The following is a 19,425-nucleotide window of genomic DNA, read 5'->3' on the forward strand; positions in this document are numbered from 1 at the left end:
TGTTCTATTTGAGTCCAATCAAAACCCCTTGGGTGTTGTATGGTTAAGCCTCACGGGCAATTAGTATCAGTTAGCTCAATGCCTCACAGCACTTACACACCTGACCTATCAACGTCGTAGTCTCCGACAACCCTTTAGGATACTTAAAGTATCAGGAGAACTCATCTCAAGGCTCGCTTCCCGCTAAGATGCTTTCAGCGGTTATCGATTCCGAACTTAGCTACCGGGCAATGCGTCTGGCGACACAACCCGAACACCAGAGGTTCGTCCACTCCGGTCCTCTCGTACTAGGAGCAGCCCCTTTCAATTCTCCAACGCCCACGGCAGATAGGGACCGAACTGTCTCACGACGTTCTAAACCCAGCTCGCGTACCACTTTAAATGGCGAACAGCCATACCCTTGGGACCGACTTCAGCCCCAGGATGTGATGAGCCGACATCGAGGTGCCAAACACCGCCGTCGATATGAACTCTTGGGCGGTATCAGCCTGTTATCCCCGGGTACCTTTTATCCGTTGAGCGATGGCCCTTCCATTCAGAACCACCGGATCACTATGACCTGCTTTCGCACCTGCTCGAACCGTCATTCTCGCAGTTAAGCGGGCTTATGCCATTGCACTAACCTCACGATGTCCAACCGTGATTAGCCCACCTTCGTGCTCCTCCGTTACTCTTTGGGAGACCGCCCCAGTCAAACTACCCACCAGGCACTGTCCGTAACCCCGATTAGGGTCGACGTTAGAACATCAACACTACAAGGGTGGTATTTCAAGGACGGCTCCACAAATACTGGCGTACTTGCTTCAAAGCCTCCCACCTATCCTACACATGTAGGGTCAATGTTCAGTGCCAAGCTGTAGTAAAGGTTCACGGGGTCTTTCCGTCTAGCCGCGGGTACACTGCATCTTCACAGCGATTTCAATTTCACTGAGTCTCGGGTGGAGACAGCGTGGCCATCATTACGCCATTCGTGCAGGTCGGAACTTACCCGACAAGGAATTTCGCTACCTTAGGACCGTTATAGTTACGGCCGCCGTTTACCGGGGCTTCGATCAAGAGCTTCGACCGAAGTCTAACCCCATCAATTAACCTTCCGGCACCGGGCAGGCGTCACACCGTATACGTCATCTTACGATTTTGCACAGTGCTGTGTTTTTAATAAACAGTTGCAGCCACCTGGTATCTGCGACTCTCAATAGCTCCATCCGCAAGGGACTTCACCGTCAAGAGCGTACCTTCTCCCGAAGTTACGGTACCATTTTGCCTAGTTCCTTCACCCGAGTTCTCTCAAGCGCCTTGGTATTCTCTACCCGACCACCTGTGTCGGTTTGGGGTACGATTCCTTACAATCTGAAGCTTAGAGGCTTTTCCTGGAAGCATGGCATCAATGACTTCACTACCGTAGTAGCTCGACGTCGTGTCTCAGCCTTAAAAAGAGCCGGATTTACCTAACTCTTAAGCCTACGCACTTGAACCTGGACAACCGTCGCCAGGCCCACCTAGCCTTCTCCGTCCCCATCGCAATTGTAAAAGTACGGGAATATTAACCCGTTTCCCATCGACTACGCCTTTCGGCCTCGCCAGGGTCGACTTACCCTGCCCGATTAACGTTGGACAGGAACCCTTGGTCTTCCGGCGAGGAGGTTTTCACCCCTTTATCGTTACTCATGTCAGCATTCGCACTTCTGATACCTCCAGCATGCTTTACAACACACCTTCAACGGCTTACAGAACTCCCCTACCCAATAACTAAAGTTATTGCCGCAGCTTCGGTTTATAGCTTAGCCCGTTACATCTTCCGCGCAGGCCGACTCGACTAGTGAGCTATTACGCTTTCTTTAAATGATGGCTGCTTCTAAGCCAACATCCTAGCTGTCTAAGCCTTCCCACATCGTTTCCCACTTAGCTATAATTTGGGACCTTAGCTGGCGGTCTGGGTTGTTTCCCTCTCACGACGGACGTTAGCACCCGCCGTGTCTCCCGGATAGTACTTACTGGTATTCGGGTTTGCAAAGGGTTGGTAAGTCGGGATGACCCCTAGCCTTAACAGTGCTCTACCCCAGTAGTATTCGTCCGAGGCGCTACCTAAATAGCTTTCGGGAGAACCAGCTATCTCCAGGTTTGATTGGCCTTTCACCCTAGCCACAAGTCATCCGCTAATTTTTCAACATTAGTCGGTTCGGTCCTCCAGTTGATGTTACTCAACCTTCAACCTGCCCATGGCTGAATCACCTGGTTTCGGGTCTATATCCAGAGACTGAACGCCCAGTTAAGACTCGGTTTCCTACGGCTCCCCTAGATGGTTAACCTTGCCACTGAATATAAGTCGCTGACCCATTATACAAAGGTACGCAGTCACAGGACAAAGCCTGCTCCTGCTTGTACGTACACGGTTTCAGGTTCTATTTCTCCCCTCACAGGGGTTCTTTTCGCCTTTCCCTCACGGTACTGGTTCACTATCGGTCAGTCAGTAGTATTTAGCCTTGGAGGATGGTCCCCCCATATTCAGACAGGATAACACGTGTCCCGCCCTACTCGATTTCACTGAACACACATCGTCAACTACGGGACTATCACCCTGTATCGTCGGACTTTCCAGACCGTTCGTCTAACGCGTGTAAAGCTTAAGGGCTAGTCCAATTTCGCTCGCCGCTACTTTCGGAATCTCGGTTGATTTCTTTTCCTCGGGGTACTTAGATGTTTCAGTTCCCCCGGTTCGCCTCGTTACGCTATGTATTCACGTAACGATACTTACTTATGTAAGTGGGTTTCCCCATTCGGAAATCCCAGACTCAAGTGGCTTTTACTGCCTAATCTGGGCTTATCGCAAGTTAATACGTCCTTCATCGCCTCTGACTGCCAAGGCATCCACCGTGTACGCTTAGTCACTTAACCATACAACCCGAAGGAGTTTCGAGTTGATAATCAAATCACCAAAGTTGTCTGCAATTTTTATACATGATGCAGACTCGATTTTGCCGGACTCAAATTCCAAGAACACTTGAATGTGTTTTTAGTTGTATTCATAAATGAATACTTTGAGAACTTTACAAACAACAATAAATTGTTGTTTTGTCAGCTTTCCAAATTGTTAAAGAGCAATAATAGCTCGAAGCATTCGCTTCAAAACCATCAATCTGTGTGAACACTCATCGCAATAATCATCGTATAAGGAGGTGATCCAGCGCCAGGTTCCCCTAGCGCTACCTTGTTACGACTTCACCCCAGTCATGAACCACAAAGTGGTGAGCGTCCTCGAAGGTTAAACTACCCACTTCTTTGCAGCCCACTCCCATGGTGTGACGGGCGGTGTGTACAAGGCCAGGAACGTATTCACCGTGGCATTCTGATCCACGATTACTAGCGATTCCGACTTCATGGAGTCGAGTTGCAGACTCCAATCCGGACTACGACGTACTTTTTGGGATTCGCTCACTCTCGCGAGTTGGCAGCCCTCTGTATACGCCATTGTAGCACGTGTAGCCTACTCGTAAGGGCCATGATGACTTGACGTCGTCCCCACCTTCCTCCGGTTTATCACCGGCAGTCTCCCTGGGTTCCCGACATTACTCGCTGGCAAACAAGGATAAGGGTTGCGCTCGTTGCGGGACTTAACCCAACATTTCACAACACGAGCTGACGACAGCCATGCAGCACCTGTCTCATAGTTCCCGAAGGCACCAAAGCATCTCTGCTAAGTTCTATGGATGTCAAGAGTAGGTAAGGTTCTTCGCGTTGCATCGAATTAAACCACATGCTCCACCGCTTGTGCGGGCCCCCGTCAATTCATTTGAGTTTTAATCTTGCGACCGTACTCCCCAGGCGGTCTACTTAACGCGTTAGCTCCGAAAGCCACGGCTCAAGGCCACAACCTCAAGTAGACATCGTTTACGGCGTGGACTACCAGGGTATCTAATCCTGTTTGCTCCCCACGCTTTCGCATCTGAGTGTCAGTATCTGTCCAGGGGGCCGCCTTCGCCACCGGTATTCCTTCAGATCTCTACGCATTTCACCGCTACACCTGAAATTCTACCCCCCTCTACAGTACTCTAGTCAGCCAGTTTCAAATGCAATTCCGAGGTTGAGCCCCGGGCTTTCACATCTGACTTAACTAACCACCTGCATGCGCTTTACGCCCAGTAATTCCGATTAACGCTCGCACCCTCCGTATTACCGCGGCTGCTGGCACGGGTTAGCCGGTGCTTCTTCTGTCGCTAACGTCAAATCCATACGCTATTAACGCATGAACCTTCCTCACGACTGAAAGTACTTTACAACCCGAAGGCCTTCTTCATACACGCGGCATGGCTGCATCAGGCTTGCGCCCATTGTGCAATATTCCCCACTGCTGCCTCCCGTAGGAGTCTGGACCGTGTCTCAGTTCCAGTGTGGCTGATCATCCTCTCAGACCAGCTAGGATCGTCGCCTTGGTGAGCCCTTACCTCACCAACTAGCTAATCCCACCTAGGCATATCCTGACGCGAGGCCCGAAGGTCCCCTCTTTGGCCCGTAGGCATCATGCGGTATTAGCCATCGTTTCCAATGGTTATCCCCCACATCAGGGCAATTTCCTAGGCATTACTCACCCGTCCGCCGCTCGCCGCCCAACAAATCCCCCGAAGGTTCAATGTTGTCGCTGCCGCTCGACTTGCATGTGTTAGGCCTGCCGCCAGCGTTCAATCTGAGCCATGATCAAACTCTTCAATTTAAGATTTTGTGACTCAATGAATACTGATTACATTACATAGTAATGTTGAATTGACTGTGCCGATACTAAGTATCGATTGGTCACTCAGTTCATTGAAATCAATTTGAAGCCTAAGCTTCTAATTGGATTATCATCAACGAGTGCCCACACAGATTGATAGGTTCTTATTTTTAAAGAGCTTTCCTAGCCAACTCACCACTTCAGTGCCTCGTTGCTAGGGGTGCGTAAGATACGCTTTTTAATTTGAGAGTCAAGCGTTTTTTCAAACTTTCTTAAACTCTTATTACCACCCGAACCGTGACTTGCGTCTCACTCCGTGTCGGTGAGGCGGCATTATAGGGAGGTTTTAAAACATGACAAGCCTTTTTTGACAATTTTATTTCGATCGCCTAAAAAGACGGCAAATCATTAAAATAGGATAAAATATCAACATTTGAGACATGTCACATCAATATATTGGAAAAAGGACAAGCATATACGTAAGATTCGATGTGTCTATTTTGTTAAATGTAGACATCTAACTTTCTCTGACCTAGAAGTAGTATTCTGATTATGAGTTCAAATAAATCGATAGTAATGATAATCGCAATCGCCGTTCTCGGTGGAATTGCCTTTTCTGTAATAGAAATATCCCCTGCCATCAGTTTTGTTTTGGGTGTAGTTGCGACCGCTTTTGTTTTGAAATTCTCTAATGCAACCCCTAAAGAAATTGAAACGCCACTTAACGACCCGGCGACTAAGACTCTATATGTAGGGAACTTGCCATATAAAGCGAACGAATCTCACGTGAAAGAATTGTTTGCTAAGCATGGTGAGGTATTTGCTGTGCGCTTAATGAAAGATAAACGTACTGGTAAAAGAAGAGGGTTTGGTTTTGTTGTTATGGCTGCCTCTGACGCAGAAACAGCCATCGCTGGATTAAACGAGAAGGATTATATGCAGCGCACTCTAAAAGTGCGGATTGCGAATGAGCCTAAATCTCCAGATGAAAGTGACGAACTGGACTAAAACCTAATTCAGTTAACGACTGGTTCAGCGCATCTTCTTGCCAAGGAGGTGCGCTTGAATAAATCTCCCTTCCCCCACTCGTCTCATTACTCTCATTCAACGCCAGCAAATCCTTTACTCTGCGTGCGATCGCCTCTCCAGAATCCACCAGCATGACTTGTGAACCGAGTACCGTTTGAATTTCTTCTTTTATTAATGGGAAATGAGTACAGCCCAATACCGCCACGTCGATCTTATTCGCCAATGGCGCAAGCAGTTGTGCCATCTCTTCTAAAGATACAGCCTGACCACGCAACTTCTCTTCAGCAATATCTACTAGGCGTGTCGACCCCAGCATTTCGACCGTTTTGTTTTGCGAAAAATTACGGATTAGCTCATGAGTATATTCGCGCTTAACCGTTGCAGGGGTTGCAATAAGGCCAACCGCTATACTTGCCAGCACAGATGCAGGCTTAATTGCCGGAACAACACCAACGACTGGAATCGTCAGTAGATCACGCAATGACGGCAGCACAATAGTGCTTGCGGTGTTGCAAGCTATCACCACCAAATCAATCTGATGCTTTTCGACCATCGCTGATACTAACTTATTGACTCTCTCTAATAGAGTTTGGCGCTCTAACTCCCCATAAGGGTATGCGGCATTATCAAATAAGTAGTAGTAATCAAGCTGAGGTAGACAAGCTGCAATCTCTTTGTAAACAGAAAGGCCGCCGACACCCGAATCGAAGATCAGAACTTTGGGTTGCTGAGTCACTGAGTTATTCCCGTAATATAGATGCAGCAAATCATACTCTGCGATTTGCTTTTCGCAACATCTTCGCTTGGTATCTTTGGTGAGAGAAACGTTCACCATGCTCTACCGAAGATAACTGCAGTTCTATCTCACCAGAAAAACTGCGAGTTTGGGTAACTAACGTATGAAACTCTCCATTTTCTCCACATACATCAACATCGACCGGCAACTCAGCTAACAACGCTTGATCATACCACCGTCCACAAAACTGACGAGATATTCGCTCGCCATCGGCTGTGACCAACATGGTTTTAATGTCACGAGTGATAATTTCATTGGCGAGTTTGTCGCTGTCTTCACCCATTAGAGGGAATACACACTCCCATCCAGCAGGCTCGATATAACTACGGCGGTATTCAGCGATACCATTACAGAACATGTCGCCAAATGCTACGCAGCTAAACTCGAGCTTAGCGCTTCTTAATCCATCCACGACTAAGCTTTGATAAATCTCGTTGCTAGGAAAAACGGCTGGTAGTTCGATAGTCACTAATGGCAATGCAAGTAATTCTGCTTGCATCTTGATAACAGAAAGTGGTGTCGCTTGAAATGGCACTTCATCTTTTAGGTGAGTAGTGAAGATGCCCACAACTTTGTAATCATCGCTTTCGATTAAGCGCTCTAGAGTTAGGGTTGAATCTTTACCGGAAGACCAACTAACAATGACGTTTTTCTTCATTCTTTATCTCGTAAAGGAAAAAACCGCCCGAAGGCGGTTTAGAAACTAAAATTTGTAGTTCACATTCAGGTAGTAGGCTCGCTCTGCTGCTGGGTAACCTTTTGCAGTTTCAAATTCTTCATCGAACACATTATCAATTCGCGCACTTATTGTGGTCGATTCATTTGCGTAATAGCTTACTGCTGTATCAAACAACGAATAGGCAGGTAACTCATCAGAACCATCAGGACGTTCACCGATGTATTGGTAACCAATCGACCAATCCACCTCATCGAATACAACTAACGCATTCCACTTGTATATTTCCTTCGAACGACGCGAAAGCTGTTTACCATTAGCATCTTCAGGATCTTTGAATTCTGCACTTACCTGATGTTGAACAATACCGGTATCAAACTCCGATACCATTTCAATACCGCGAATATGGCTTCTACCTTCGATATTTGCGAATTTATATGTGTCGAAATTATATTCAATAATATTGTCAATTTTGTAATCGTAACCTGTAACAGACCATCTTACTGATTGAATGACACCGCCAATCGTAATATCCCATGCATCAGACTCTTCAGGCGCTAGTGTTTTATTCCCTGAATATGGATCATTGAGTTGATATAGGTCCGGAGCTTTAAAGGCCGTACCAAACGTACTTTTAATACCAAACTCAGGTATAAATTCATACCCAGCCCCAATTGAATAAGTGTACTGCTTTCCGAATTGTTCGTTATCATCGGCACGCCCACTCAATTCAAACGTTGCTTTATCAACATTGGCGCTCACAACAGCAAAAGCCGCAGAATTGGTTCGGTCAAATTCTTCATTTGCAACCTTATCCGCATAAGACTCATCTCGCCAATCGACACCACCCGCAACCACAATGTTATCCGATAGCAGATAGCTATTCGTCCATTGGACATTTTGCTGTTCTAATTCCCCAATACGACCAGAATGCTTACCTTCTTTCTGTTCGTAGTCCCATTCTTTTTGCTTTTGCTTGCTATAGGTCAACTCAGACATCAGCTTGTTAGACTGAAACTTAGCCCCTAGAGCCGCTGCAATATTATCTTTTTCGCCTTCATAGTATTGGTGACTACCAAAACTACTATCATATTGATAAATATTTTCATAAGCGCGAACGTTAGCAAATAGCGACCAGTTTTGATTGAGGTCATGCACATAACCAACTAGAGCATTTTTACTTTCAAACCCATGACGATCGCCATCATTAACGCCTGGTTTTGGCTTTACGTTGTACCCATCATCACTTTCATATCCGACAGCAACATTCAATTGACCATCTTGAGCAACTTCAACACCAGAACGTAAACTTAACTCCTGATAATCTAGGCTACCAAGACCTGCACTAAGCTTTGTTTCTTCCTGCTGAGAACGTGCCACTGTGATGATATTAATCACACCACCAATCGCTTCCGAACCATAAAGAGATGCGCGCGCACCACGAATGTATTCAATTCGATCAACGTAAGTTAACGGGATTTGGTTGAAATCAACCGAACCTTTTGCTGCGCGAGCGAAACGGATGCCATCGACCAAAACAAGGACTTGATCCGAGTTGGTTCCTCGCACATAAATACTCGCCAATTGACCACGCCCACCATTCTGCGACAACTGAATTCCCGTAAGACGACGGAGAATATCCGGTAATGTTTTAGCCTGCGTTTGTTCAATATCTTGACGAGTAATAATCTCTACATTAGACAAAGCAGAAGCTTGAGACTGCTCAAAACGGTTAGCGGTTACCACCATTGTTTCATCTGCAGTATTGGATTGGGCGTAAGAATAAGAGGTGTAAGAAAGCAGTGATGCCACCGCCACTGCCAAAATTGATTGGTTCATTTTGTTGTCCTAAATCGCGTAAATTCCACTGAGCATGAAGTGTTACTTCCAATGTGTTGCTCAGTTGCTGGCAGGTATTCGGACTTTAGAGCTGTTAACCTAGTAACTCGACTTCCCATCTCATACCAGAGGCAGTGTCATTTGAGCGTTCGTTCTCTATTACCGCTGCGCGTCAGTTCTGGATTTTCACCAGATTCCCTTTTCAGCCATCTATACTTCTAGATAGCACCAGCTACGCGAGAATGGTATTGGGCAATTGGTCATTTGTCCAGCAAATATCTGAATCTTCTATTATTGTTAAGGTAACAACACACAAGTAACTCAGCTTTGAGACAATCAATTCAAACCATTTCCTTGCAAAACTGGACATATAGCTGATATCGAATAAAATCTGCGCTCTTAAATAAATTGCACCATACAAAGGTTATTAATATGGCGACTCTTGATGTGAACCCTCAGCACTACCAACAACAGTTGGCAGAAAAAGTAGAACGTCTAAACCAGATGTTTGCTCAATACGATGTGCCAGAGTTGGAAGTATTTGAATCTCCTGAGCAGCACTACCGTATGCGTGCAGAATTTCGCGTGTGGCACGAAGGTGAAGACATGTACTACATCATGTTTAACCAAGAAACTCGTGAAAAATACCGTGTTGACCAATTCCCAGCAGCAAGTCGTCTAATCAATGATCTGATGCCACTACTTATGGATGCGATGAAGAGTAATGAATCTCTGCGTCGTAAGTTGTTCCAAGTCGATTTTCTATCCACATTGAGCGGTGAAGTACTGGTGTCTCTTCTTTACCATCGCCAACTGGATGATGCTTGGATTGAAGAAGCAAAAGCACTGAAGCAACGTCTTAATGATGAAGGTTTTAACCTAAATCTTATCGGTCGTGCCCGTAAGATGAAGATCGTAATGGATCGTGATTTTGTAGTAGAGAAGCTAGATGTAAACGGCAAACCTTACATCTATCAGCAAGTAGAGAACAGCTTTACCCAACCGAATGCGAAAGTTGCCACTAAAATGTTGGAGTGGGCAATTGACTGTACTCAAGATAGTCAAGGCGATCTACTTGAACTTTACTGCGGTAACGGTAACTTCTCACTGGCACTAGCACAAAACTTTGACCGTGTGTTGGCGACTGAATTGGCCAAACCTTCGGTTGAGTCAGCGCAATACAACATCGCGGCGAATGAAATTGAGAACGTACAAATCATCCGTCTATCAGCAGAAGAATTTACTCAAGCTATCGAAGGCAAGCGTGAGTTCCGTCGTCTTAAAGATGCGGGGATCGATCTGAATAGCTACAACTGCAATACTATCTTTGTTGATCCTCCTCGTTCAGGTATGGATATCGACACTTGTAAAATGGTGCAGGGTTACGAGCGTATTCTATACATCTCATGCAACCCTGAAACACTGCAAGAGAACCTAGAAGTATTGAGCGAGACTCACAAGGTCACTCGTTTTGCTTTATTCGATCAGTTCCCATACACCCACCATATGGAAGCGGGTGTAATGCTAGAGCGCAAATAACGATATTGTGCGAAGATATAAAAAAACGAGCCATCCGGCTCGTTTTTTTATGGCGGCTAATTATTCTGCCGCGTGTTCTTCTTTCTTCGACATATAGCCAAGCTTCTTACCAATCCATAGCATCAACAACATCGACACTAGGATTGCAAAGAAATTAGAGCCTGAATCTGGATATTGCGCTTTTAAGAAAGCGGAGTGACCAAAGGCACCGACAAAGAAACACGCCAGGCCTACCAGTGGAATATCTTCCGATACTGGATTAGTTAAGTATTCTTTGTAGAGTGCTTGCACGGCGAGTACTAGCGCGATGATTGGAAAAATCGAAAAGCTGACTTCGCTCATCGTCATCCAAGAAAGCAATGCGTCACCACACATACCTGCAATCAAAGCGAGTACTAACGTCTTTTTTTCCGATCCATGATTAACTGGGTTATTTTGAGTTGTCATTAATCTATCCCACCTTTTAGTCGGTTACGTTCACGTTCTTTGCGATACCAATAGGCCCCTTTGGCTATCATTCGCAATTGCATGATCAAACGCTCCGCCAAAATTTCACGGTCACGTCGATCGAGATCTAGTGCCTCAGCACCAGAGCTAAATACTAAAGTTACAGATGCTTCAGCTTGGGTAAACGCCTCATCACGGCTCATCCCCGTGCTGATCAAATATTCGGTCATCTCAGCAACAAAGTGCTGAATTTCTCTCGCCACAGCGGTACGAAATGCAAATGATGTACCTGAGCGCTCACGTAAGAGTAGACGAAAAACGTTTGGGCTACTTTCGATAAATTCCATAAAGGTCTCTACCGAAGTGCGAATAACACTACCCTCTTTCGCAATACGCTGACGAGCTTGACGCATCAATTGACGAAGCAGTAAGCCACCTTCATCAACCATGGTTAAACCTAACTCATCCATATCTTTAAAATGGCGATAAAATGAGGTCGGTGCAATTCCAGCTTCGCGTGCAACTTCGCGAAGACTTAAATTAGAAAAGCTTCTATCGGCACTCAACTGACTGAATGCTGCGTCAACAAGTGAGCGACGCGTTTTTTCTTTTTGCTGTGCGCGAATTCCCATGGTTTTCATTTTCTAATTTCTACTTTCCTGACAAGGGATTCTCTTAATATACAATGATTCTCCTTTTGAATTAAGCCTTTCCTAGTTATGGGGAATAAACCGCAGTTGACCAGTGATTACAATCGTTTTGCCTCAATTTAGAGATCTCAAGCAGTGTTGTTGACACAATTTGCATGCTCTACGCGTGATCACATCGACCCTCTGGAACGACAAATATTTACCCTTTCATAGAATTCGTTAAAATCACGATAAAGCAATGTTAATAACTCTATAACAAGGAAGATGTTATGCCCGGAAGCAATCATTTTGATGTCATCGTAATCGGAAGTGGTCCTGGCGGTGAAGGGGCTGCTATGGGTTTAACCAAAGCAGGACTTAACGTTGCTATTATTGAGAAAGAAATAAGTGTTGGTGGCGGATGTACCCACTGGGGTACCATTCCTTCTAAAGCTCTACGTCATGCCGTAAGCCGCATCATAGAATTTAATAACAACCCGCTATTTTGTAAAAACAACACCAGCTTACATTCTACCTTCTCTAATATCCTCAACCATGCTAAGTCTGTGATTGATAAACAAACGCGCTTACGCCAAGGCTTTTATGATCGCAATGACTGCACGCTATTGTTTGGTTCAGCTCGTTTTATAGATCGTAATACTGTCGCGGTGATGCAAAGCGACGGCAGCGAAGAGTTCTACAGGGCAAATAAGTTTGTTATCGCAACGGGTTCGCGCCCTTACCGACCAGATAATGTCGACTTTACTCATGAGCGCATCTATGACAGCGACTCAATCTTGAGTCTCAAACATGATCCTCGCCACATCATTATTTATGGTGCGGGTGTTATCGGTTGCGAATATGCGTCCATCTTTCGTGGTCTTGGGGTCAAAACCGATTTGGTCAATACTCGTGATAGGCTACTGAGCTTTTTAGATAACGAAGTCTCTGATGCGCTTTCTTACCATTTCTGGAACAGCGGCGTGATCATCCGCAACGATGAAACTTACGAGCAAATCGAAGCCACTGAAGACGGGGTCATCGTTCATTTGCAATCTGGTAAGAAAATGAAAGCTGACTGTATTTTGTATGCCAATGGTCGTACAGGTAACACGGATAAACTAAACCTCGAGGCGGTTGGGCTTGCCGCAGACTCTCGTGGCCAACTTAGGGTAAACAGTAACTACCAAACCGAAGTTGAGCATGTGTACGCAGTCGGAGATGTAATTGGCTACCCTAGTCTCGCGAGTGCGGCCTATGACCAAGGTCGCTTTGTTGCTCAAGCGATTACTAAAGGACAAGCTGAGAATTATCTGATTGAAGATATTCCGACTGGCATCTACACCATTCCAGAAATCAGTTCGGTGGGTAAAACAGAGCAAGAGCTTACTGCAGCGAAAGTGCCTTATGAGGTCGGGCGCTCGTCTTTCAAACATTTAGCGAGAGCTCAAATTGCCGGAAAAGACATTGGTAGTCTAAAAATTCTCTTCCATCGTGAAACCAAAGAGATTTTGGGTATTCATTGTTTTGGCGAACGTGCAGCGGAAATCATTCATATCGGCCAAGCCATCATGGAACAGAAAGGTGAGGCGAATACGATAGAGTATTTCGTTAATACCACCTTTAACTATCCCACCATGGCTGAAGCCTATCGCGTCGCCGCGCTCAATGGTTTAAATCGCCTATTCTGAAAATGCAAAAGCCGCTCAATTGAGCGGCTTTTGGCTGGTTTAAGCAAAAAATCGGTCTTGCTTCCATTGGGAGATAAACATAACGCCCAATGTCACTCCTCGCATTAACATAAAGGTTAACATCGCAAGCCATAGCGCATGGTTTTGCCAACTTGCAAAAAGATAGAAGGTAGCAAAGAAGCAGCTCGTTGCGATAAACATACCATTACGCATATCTTTACCTTTGGTTGCGCCAATAAAAATACCATCGAGTAAAAAGCACCACATTGAAACAAGCGGCATCGCCACCAACCAAGGCAGGTAAACTAACGCTGTATCATGCACAATTTCGATATCAGTAATAAGATTGATCAGTTGCGAGCCAGCAAAAGCAAAGACCAACGTCAAACCACTACAAATCACTAAACTCCAGAAGAATGTACCAATCAAAGATTGAGACAATTGTTGACGATCTTTCGCACCTATCGCTTTACCTACCATTGCTTCCATTGCATACGCAAAGCCATCCATGCCATAAGAGATCAACATTAAGAAGCTCATCAATACTGCATTGGCTGCCACAATTTGATCACCAAAACTGGCGCCTTGGAAAGTCATAAAAGTAAAACTGGCTTGCAGACATAAAGAACGGAGGAAAATATCGCGATTGAGCTTCACAAAACGCATCACCCCGTCACCACTGACTTTAAGTAGGCCCAATACCGGTGGAAGATGTTGTTTACGCCACGTATGAAGCACACAAGCGAAGCCGAACCCACAACCAGAATAATCAGCAATCACAGAGGCAAGCGCAGCACCTTCAACTTTCCACCCAAGCCCAATCACAAACAGCACATCGAGGACAATATTGGTCACGTTAGTGATGATCACCATCCACATTGGCGCTTTGGCATTTTGTGTTCCTAGCAACCACCCAAGCAACACAAAATTAGCAAGAGCAGCCGGCGCACTCCAAATGCGTACTTCAAAGTACTGTGCAGCATAATGTTTGACTTGTACACTGGCGTCACTAAACCCAAAAATAAACTCACTTAGCCAAGGATATATCAGCAATATGATGGCTGAGAAAGCTACCGCCATCAGCAGGCCTTGCACAAAAACCAAACCTAACTGATGACGTTCACTACCACCACATGCTTGTGCGGCAAGCCCAGTAGTCGACATTCGCAGAAAACCAAGTAGCCAAAATGTGACGCTAATAACCATGCTACCCAGCGCAACACCACCTAAATACCAAGCATGCTCAAGGTGACCGATCACAGCTGCGTCGACCAGACCCAGTAGTGGCACGGTAATGTTGGAAAGAACCATCGGAATAGCAAGTAATAACACTTGCCGGTGCATCGCACGATTTGAGAGAGTTTGAAAAATGTTCACGAAAATACAACTTTACTGATCTGGAGAGTAAAGTGTAACCGGATCACCAACGAAGCAAAACGACTACTGGCGTTAATCGATACTTAACACTCGATAATTTGGCTAACCATCTCTGCCACCATTTCCAGCGTGTACAGTGTTGATCTAGCGGAGAAAATTGACGAACTCGACGTAGCCAAGGCATATAACGCAGCATCTTACGCGCTGCGTCTTCATAACCATGTGCATAGCCCGCACTACCCAAATGCTGACCAAGCTGAGTGTGGCTTAGATCCCCAGCTAAGACTAAACATGCCCTTGCATCATCAAAATATCGGCCTAACGCTTGAACAAACTTTGCCACTTGCCCATCGCAGACATCCAGCAATGCATGTTCACACACAATCATCACCGGTAACGACTGATTAAGCTCAAACACTTCCAGCCAGTACAAATCGATTACACTGCCGCTGCAATAATGGTAGCGCTCACTTCGATGAAATAGCTTCTGTCGCCACAATAAATTCTCTGTCACATCCAGTTCAATCCAACGACAGAGACCATTATCAATTCGGTAAAATCGCGTATCTAGCCCTGCCCCCACATTAATAATGCACCCATCCGGATGTTGCTTTAAAAACTGAGTGACTTGTTCATCACACAATTGCGTTAACGTCGCATGTAATAGTTGCTGCTGGTCAATATTGCCTGCCAGACATTCCGGTGCGAGTTTGCAGCGCTGACAAGCACTGGCTGCAATTGGATCATAGACTAAACCATCATCGGCAAGGCTTTCACGGCTGCGAAACCACAATGGCTGGAGCAAATGATTGGGTACTTGATACCCAGTTTTAGGGGGGCGCTGTGGGGTGCTCATTATCATCCTCCTCCTGAGAGAAAGAAGATGATAATGAATATCAATTACAATATCAAGTTGATGAGATTTATTCTCATCAAGATAACATTGTTACATCCAATCTGTGTTGCGAATAATACCAACAGCAAGACCTTCAATCGTTAGATGCTGACTAGACAGGTCTACTTTAATTGGTTCAAATTCTGCATTTTCTGCATGTAACAAGACTGTTGAACCCTTACGTTCCAAGCGTTTTACTGTTACATCATCGTCAACACGTGCAACCACTACTTGGCCATCACGCACATCTTGAGTCTTATGCACAGCCAGCAAGTCACCATCCATAATGCCGATGTCTTTCATTGACTCACCGTTAACACGTAACAAGAAATCCGCTTGTGGCTTAAACATGCTTGGGTCAACTTGGTAATGTGCTTCTACATGCTCTTGAGCCAAAATAGGCTCGCCAGCAGCAACTTGGCCAATTAATGGCAAACCTTGCTCATCATTCGCCGCCTCAAGCAGAATACGAATACCACGCGAAGCGCCTGGAATAATCTCAATCACTTGCTTACGAGCAAGCGCTTTTAAGTGTTCTTCTGCAGCATTTGCTGAGCGAAAACCTAGTTCTTTAGCGATTTCAGCACGCGTTGGCGGCATGCCAGTATCATCAATTTTACTTTTGATCAGATCAAAAACTTCTTGCTGTCGGGGCGTTAACGGCTTCATGAGTCACCTGTCTTTTTATACGGTTAACTGTTGTATATCCAGTAACTGAATAAATGAAAAGCAAATTGATGGTTTTTTAATGGGTTAGAGAAATAGGATTTCTAACCATGTGTAACCTGCTAATAACAAAGCAAGAAATACTGCTGCCGAGCCAATATCTTTCGCCCGACCAGAGAGTTCATGGCGCTCAGGCCCAATACGATCGACCACGGCTTCAATCGCGCTATTGATCAATTCAGCCATGAGTACTAATACCACAACCGCAATAAGCAGAATCCTTTCCACTTGAGTGACATCTATCCATAACGCAACGGGAATCATCACCGCCGCAAGCAAAACTTCTTCACGAAATGCCGCTTCATTTTTAAACGCAGCTTTTAGACCTAGCCAAGAATAGCGTGTCGCGTTCATAACGCGTTTTAAACCGTGGACTGATTCAGGTTTCACATTCATCTCTCATCGTTGACACAATTCAGCTAATGCCTTTTGTTGAATTGCTGTTTTTACATTCAATAAAAATTCAAAGGTTAGACCAGTTTCTGGTATCCTTGCTGCCTAAAAAATCGCTTGGGCACATTTCGAGTTCTAAACTGAGAAAAGAACTGGAAATGTGCTTATCATCTAATTGAGGCAAAGAACCTTTATGTCTTCTGGACGCTCTCTATCACGTTCGCTTCTTAAACTTCCACTATCAGTGTTAGTAAAAGCAACGGCTATCCCTTCAAATCCGATTGAAGATCATAGCATTGATATTAACAAGCCAATAATTTATGCACTACCTTATCGCTCTGCTGTCGATCTACTTAGTCTTCAGAAACAAGTAAAATCTCTAGGTCTGCCTGACCCGCTATCACCACTAGAAATCAACGGTAAGAGCTTTAATCGCTTTGTTTTCACCTCATCTCGTGAAACTGTGATTAGCAATGACAGAGACATGCCAGCGGAGTCTATCGCTCTCTTCTCTGAACTGTTAGCACTGCATAAAGAAGATTCTGAACTGGATGTCCAAGTCATTCCAGTAACCGTTCTTTGGGGTCGTAAACCAGGAAAAGAAGGCAAACAAACCACTTACCTGCAATCGCTCAATGGCCCACAAAAAGCAAAAGCTGTGCTGCTTTCAGGACGTGATTGCTTAGTGCGTATTAGCCCGGTCGTATCTCTTCGCTACATGGCAAACTCGCACGGAACCGATGAAGCAATCGCACACAAATTGGCACGCGTTGCTCGCATTCACTTTTCTCGTCAAAAATTGGCAGCGTCAGGCCCTAACCTGCCAAGTCGCCAAGCTTTATTTAAACGCTTGATGAAATCAAAAGCGATTGAAAAAGCGATCGAAGACGAAGCAAATGCAAAAGGTATTTCGTTAGAGAAGGCTCGTAAAGAAGCGCAAGATATCATGGACGAAATCGCAGCTGATTTCTCCTATTCTTTAGTGAAAAATGGCGATCGCATATTAGGCTGGCTCTGGAATCGTATCTACCAAGGCTTGAACATCAATAATGCTTCAACTGTACGCCGCCTAGCGCAAGACGGCCACGAAATTGTATACGTTCCTTGCCACCGAAGTCATATGGATTACCTATTGCTATCTTATGTGCTTTACCATGAAGGTATGGTGCCGCCACATATCGCAGCAGGTATTAACCTTAACTTTTTCCCAGCCGGCCCGATTTTCCGTCGTGGTGGTGCATTCTTTATTCGTCGTAGCTTCAAAGGCAACAAGCTATATTCAACGATTTTCCGTGAATACTTAGCTGAGCTCTTTGCCAAAGGTTATTCGGTAGAATATTTCAGCGAAGGTGGTCGTTCACGCACTGGCCGTCTACTAGAAGCCAAAACCGGCATGTTGGCTATGACTGTACAAGCCATGCTACGCGGTCTAAATCGCCCAGTCACCTTAGTGCCAGTATACATCGGTTATGAGCATGTAATGGAAGTTGGCACGTACGCAAAAGAGCTGCGTGGTAGCCGCAAAGAAAAAGAAAACGCAGGTCTAGTGCTGCGCACTATTCGTAAACTGCGTAATTTTGGTCAAGGTTACGTGAACTTCGGTGAACCAATTCCAGTAAACCAATACCTGAACGAACACGCTCCAGAGTGGACCAAAGACATCGACCCAATGGGCGGTTCAAAACCTCAATGGCTAACTCCTGTGGTGAATGGTCTTGCTACCAAGATGATGACGCATATTAACGATGCCGCAGCAGCCAATGCGCTCACGCTTTGTGCCACAGCATTATTGGCATCTCGCCAACGTGCGTTATCTCGCGACAGCTTAGTGACTCAAATTGATACTTACCTATCACTTCTGAAAAACGTGCCGTACTCTTCCACTTATACCATGCCGACTGAAGATGCAGAGACACTTGTCGCGCATGCTGTATCACTGGATAAGTTTGTGATCGAAGCTGACAGTATGGGTGAGATCGTCTCACTCGATCGTAATCAATCAATTTTGATGACTTACTATCGCAACAACATTATCCACCTATTTGCGATTCCATCTTTAATTGCACAGATGCTAGTACGTCGTCAAAAGCTGACGTTGGCGCAAATCAAAGCCAATGTGGCTCAAATCTACCCATTCTTGAAAAAAGAGCTATTCCTGAGTGTAGAAGAGTCACAATTGGATGAGATGGTCGAAGCATATGTCAATGAACTCGCAAACCAAGGTTTGATCAGTATCAACGATGATATGGTTGAGATTAAACAGAGTAATACTCAAGTATTGGTACTGCTGGGTCGCACAATTTCCGAAACCCTGCAGCGCTACGCAATCTCGCTAAATCTATTGGTGGCGATGCCAGAACTGGGCAAAGCAGACCTAGAGATGAAGAGCCAAGATATCGCTCAACGTCTTGGTCGTTTGCACGGCATTAATGCTCCTGAGTTCTTTGACAAAGGCGTGTTCGCCGCAATGTTCGCGACGCTTAAATCTCAAGCATACTTAGATAGTGACGGCAATTGTGACCTTGAAAAAACTCGCCAGTTTTCAGAGCTGCTTTACACCCTGCTATATCCTGAAGTGCGCTTAACTATCCGTGAAAGTGTGTGCCAAGCGGCAGAGCATTGTGAGCTAAACGAAAAAGAAAGTGAGTAAATTCACTGTCGTTATCGATAAATAGCAAAA

Annotated in this window: 13 protein-coding genes, 2 rRNA genes and 1 riboswitch; of the genes, 4 read left to right on the forward strand and 11 right to left on the reverse strand. The window is 45.3% G+C overall.

Annotated features, from left to right (window positions below; all coding sequences use genetic code 11):
* Positions 1-39: 39 nt before the first annotated feature.
* Together Vt282_RS12870 and Vt282_RS12875 are read right to left on the reverse strand one after the other, a co-directional pair.
* Positions 40-2,895: ribosomal RNA gene (locus Vt282_RS12870) — 23S ribosomal RNA — on the reverse strand.
* Between the two features lie 274 nt (positions 2,896-3,169).
* Positions 3,170-4,708, reverse strand: a 16S ribosomal RNA gene (locus tag Vt282_RS12875).
* Together the 16S and 23S rRNA genes form the textbook arrangement of a ribosomal RNA operon.
* Before the next feature lie 552 nt (positions 4,709-5,260).
* On the opposite strand from Vt282_RS12875, the gene Vt282_RS12880 reads away from it, so the two are divergent.
* A complete protein-coding gene (locus tag Vt282_RS12880) occupies positions 5,261-5,716 on the forward strand; it encodes an RNA recognition motif domain-containing protein (protein ID WP_167515607.1) in 456 nt (151 codons plus the stop codon).
* Here Vt282_RS12880 and murI read toward each other — a convergent pair.
* From murI to btuB, 3 genes are read right to left on the reverse strand one after another with little or no spacing between them, the layout of a single operon-like run.
* Complete coding sequence (gene murI, locus Vt282_RS12885; protein WP_162063558.1) at positions 5,682-6,473, reverse strand: glutamate racemase; 792 nt, start codon at positions 6,471-6,473, stop codon at positions 5,682-5,684. The two genes, Vt282_RS12880 and murI, sit on opposite strands and share 35 nt — an antisense overlap.
* A gap of 31 nt (positions 6,474-6,504) precedes the next feature.
* A complete protein-coding gene (locus Vt282_RS12890) occupies positions 6,505-7,191 on the reverse strand; it encodes a Dph6-related ATP pyrophosphatase (RefSeq protein WP_162063559.1) in 687 nt (228 codons plus the stop codon).
* 45 nt (positions 7,192-7,236) lie between these two features.
* Entirely contained in the window at positions 7,237-9,048 is a 1,812-nt protein-coding gene (btuB, locus tag Vt282_RS12895) for a TonB-dependent vitamin B12 receptor (RefSeq protein ID WP_162063560.1), read from the reverse strand.
* A 52-nt stretch (positions 9,049-9,100) separates the two neighbouring features.
* Positions 9,101-9,296, reverse strand: a riboswitch (cobalamin riboswitch).
* A 184-nt stretch (positions 9,297-9,480) separates the two neighbouring features.
* On the opposite strand from btuB, the gene trmA reads away from it, so the two are divergent.
* The gene (gene trmA, locus Vt282_RS12900) at positions 9,481-10,587 is read left to right on the forward strand and encodes a tRNA (uridine(54)-C5)-methyltransferase TrmA (protein WP_162045390.1); all 1,107 of its coding nucleotides are present in this window, start codon (positions 9,481-9,483) and stop codon (positions 10,585-10,587) included.
* Between the two features lie 60 nt (positions 10,588-10,647).
* Here trmA and Vt282_RS12905 read toward each other — a convergent pair whose 3' ends face one another.
* Both Vt282_RS12905 and fabR read right to left on the reverse strand, forming a co-directional pair.
* Positions 10,648-11,034: a YijD family membrane protein gene (locus tag Vt282_RS12905; protein ID WP_162045389.1), complete on the reverse strand. Its 387-nt coding sequence runs from the start codon at positions 11,032-11,034 to the stop codon at positions 10,648-10,650.
* Positions 11,034-11,675 (reverse strand): HTH-type transcriptional repressor FabR, encoded by a 642-nt coding sequence (gene fabR, locus Vt282_RS12910; RefSeq protein WP_162045388.1) that lies wholly within the window; start codon positions 11,673-11,675, stop codon positions 11,034-11,036. The genes Vt282_RS12905 and fabR overlap by 1 nt, the downstream gene beginning before the upstream one ends.
* A 278-nt stretch (positions 11,676-11,953) precedes the next feature.
* Between fabR and sthA the strand changes: the two genes are divergently transcribed.
* Positions 11,954-13,354, forward strand: coding sequence for a Si-specific NAD(P)(+) transhydrogenase (sthA, locus tag Vt282_RS12915; RefSeq protein ID WP_162063561.1), 1,401 nt, complete (start codon positions 11,954-11,956; stop codon positions 13,352-13,354).
* Between the two features lie 39 nt (positions 13,355-13,393).
* On the opposite strand, the gene dinF is transcribed toward sthA, so the two are convergent.
* The 4 genes from dinF to Vt282_RS12935 form a co-directional block, all read right to left on the reverse strand.
* Positions 13,394-14,731 (reverse strand): MATE family efflux transporter DinF, encoded by a 1,338-nt coding sequence (dinF, locus tag Vt282_RS12920; RefSeq protein WP_162063562.1) that lies wholly within the window; start codon positions 14,729-14,731, stop codon positions 13,394-13,396.
* 43 nt (positions 14,732-14,774) lie between these two features.
* On the reverse strand, positions 14,775-15,587 hold the full coding sequence (locus tag Vt282_RS12925) for a class I SAM-dependent methyltransferase (protein ID WP_162063563.1): 813 nt from the start codon (positions 15,585-15,587) through the stop codon (positions 14,775-14,777).
* 90 nt (positions 15,588-15,677) lie between these two features.
* Positions 15,678-16,295 carry a transcriptional repressor LexA gene (gene lexA / locus Vt282_RS12930; protein WP_162045385.1) on the reverse strand — a complete coding sequence of 206 codons (618 nt, stop codon included), beginning with the start codon at positions 16,293-16,295 and terminating at the stop codon, positions 15,678-15,680.
* An 84-nt stretch (positions 16,296-16,379) separates the two neighbouring features.
* Entirely contained in the window at positions 16,380-16,742 is a 363-nt protein-coding gene (locus Vt282_RS12935; protein WP_162045384.1) for a diacylglycerol kinase, read from the reverse strand.
* Between the two features lie 196 nt (positions 16,743-16,938).
* Here Vt282_RS12935 and plsB point away from each other — a divergent pair, with 196 nt between their 5' ends.
* Positions 16,939-19,395: a glycerol-3-phosphate 1-O-acyltransferase PlsB gene (gene plsB / locus Vt282_RS12940; protein WP_162063564.1), complete on the forward strand. Its 2,457-nt coding sequence runs from the start codon at positions 16,939-16,941 to the stop codon at positions 19,393-19,395.
* The last annotated feature ends 30 nt before the right edge of the window (positions 19,396-19,425 follow it).

It is taken from the genome of Vibrio taketomensis (genome assembly GCF_009938165.1).
In the GTDB taxonomy this organism is placed as follows: domain Bacteria; phylum Pseudomonadota; class Gammaproteobacteria; order Enterobacterales; family Vibrionaceae; genus Vibrio; species Vibrio taketomensis.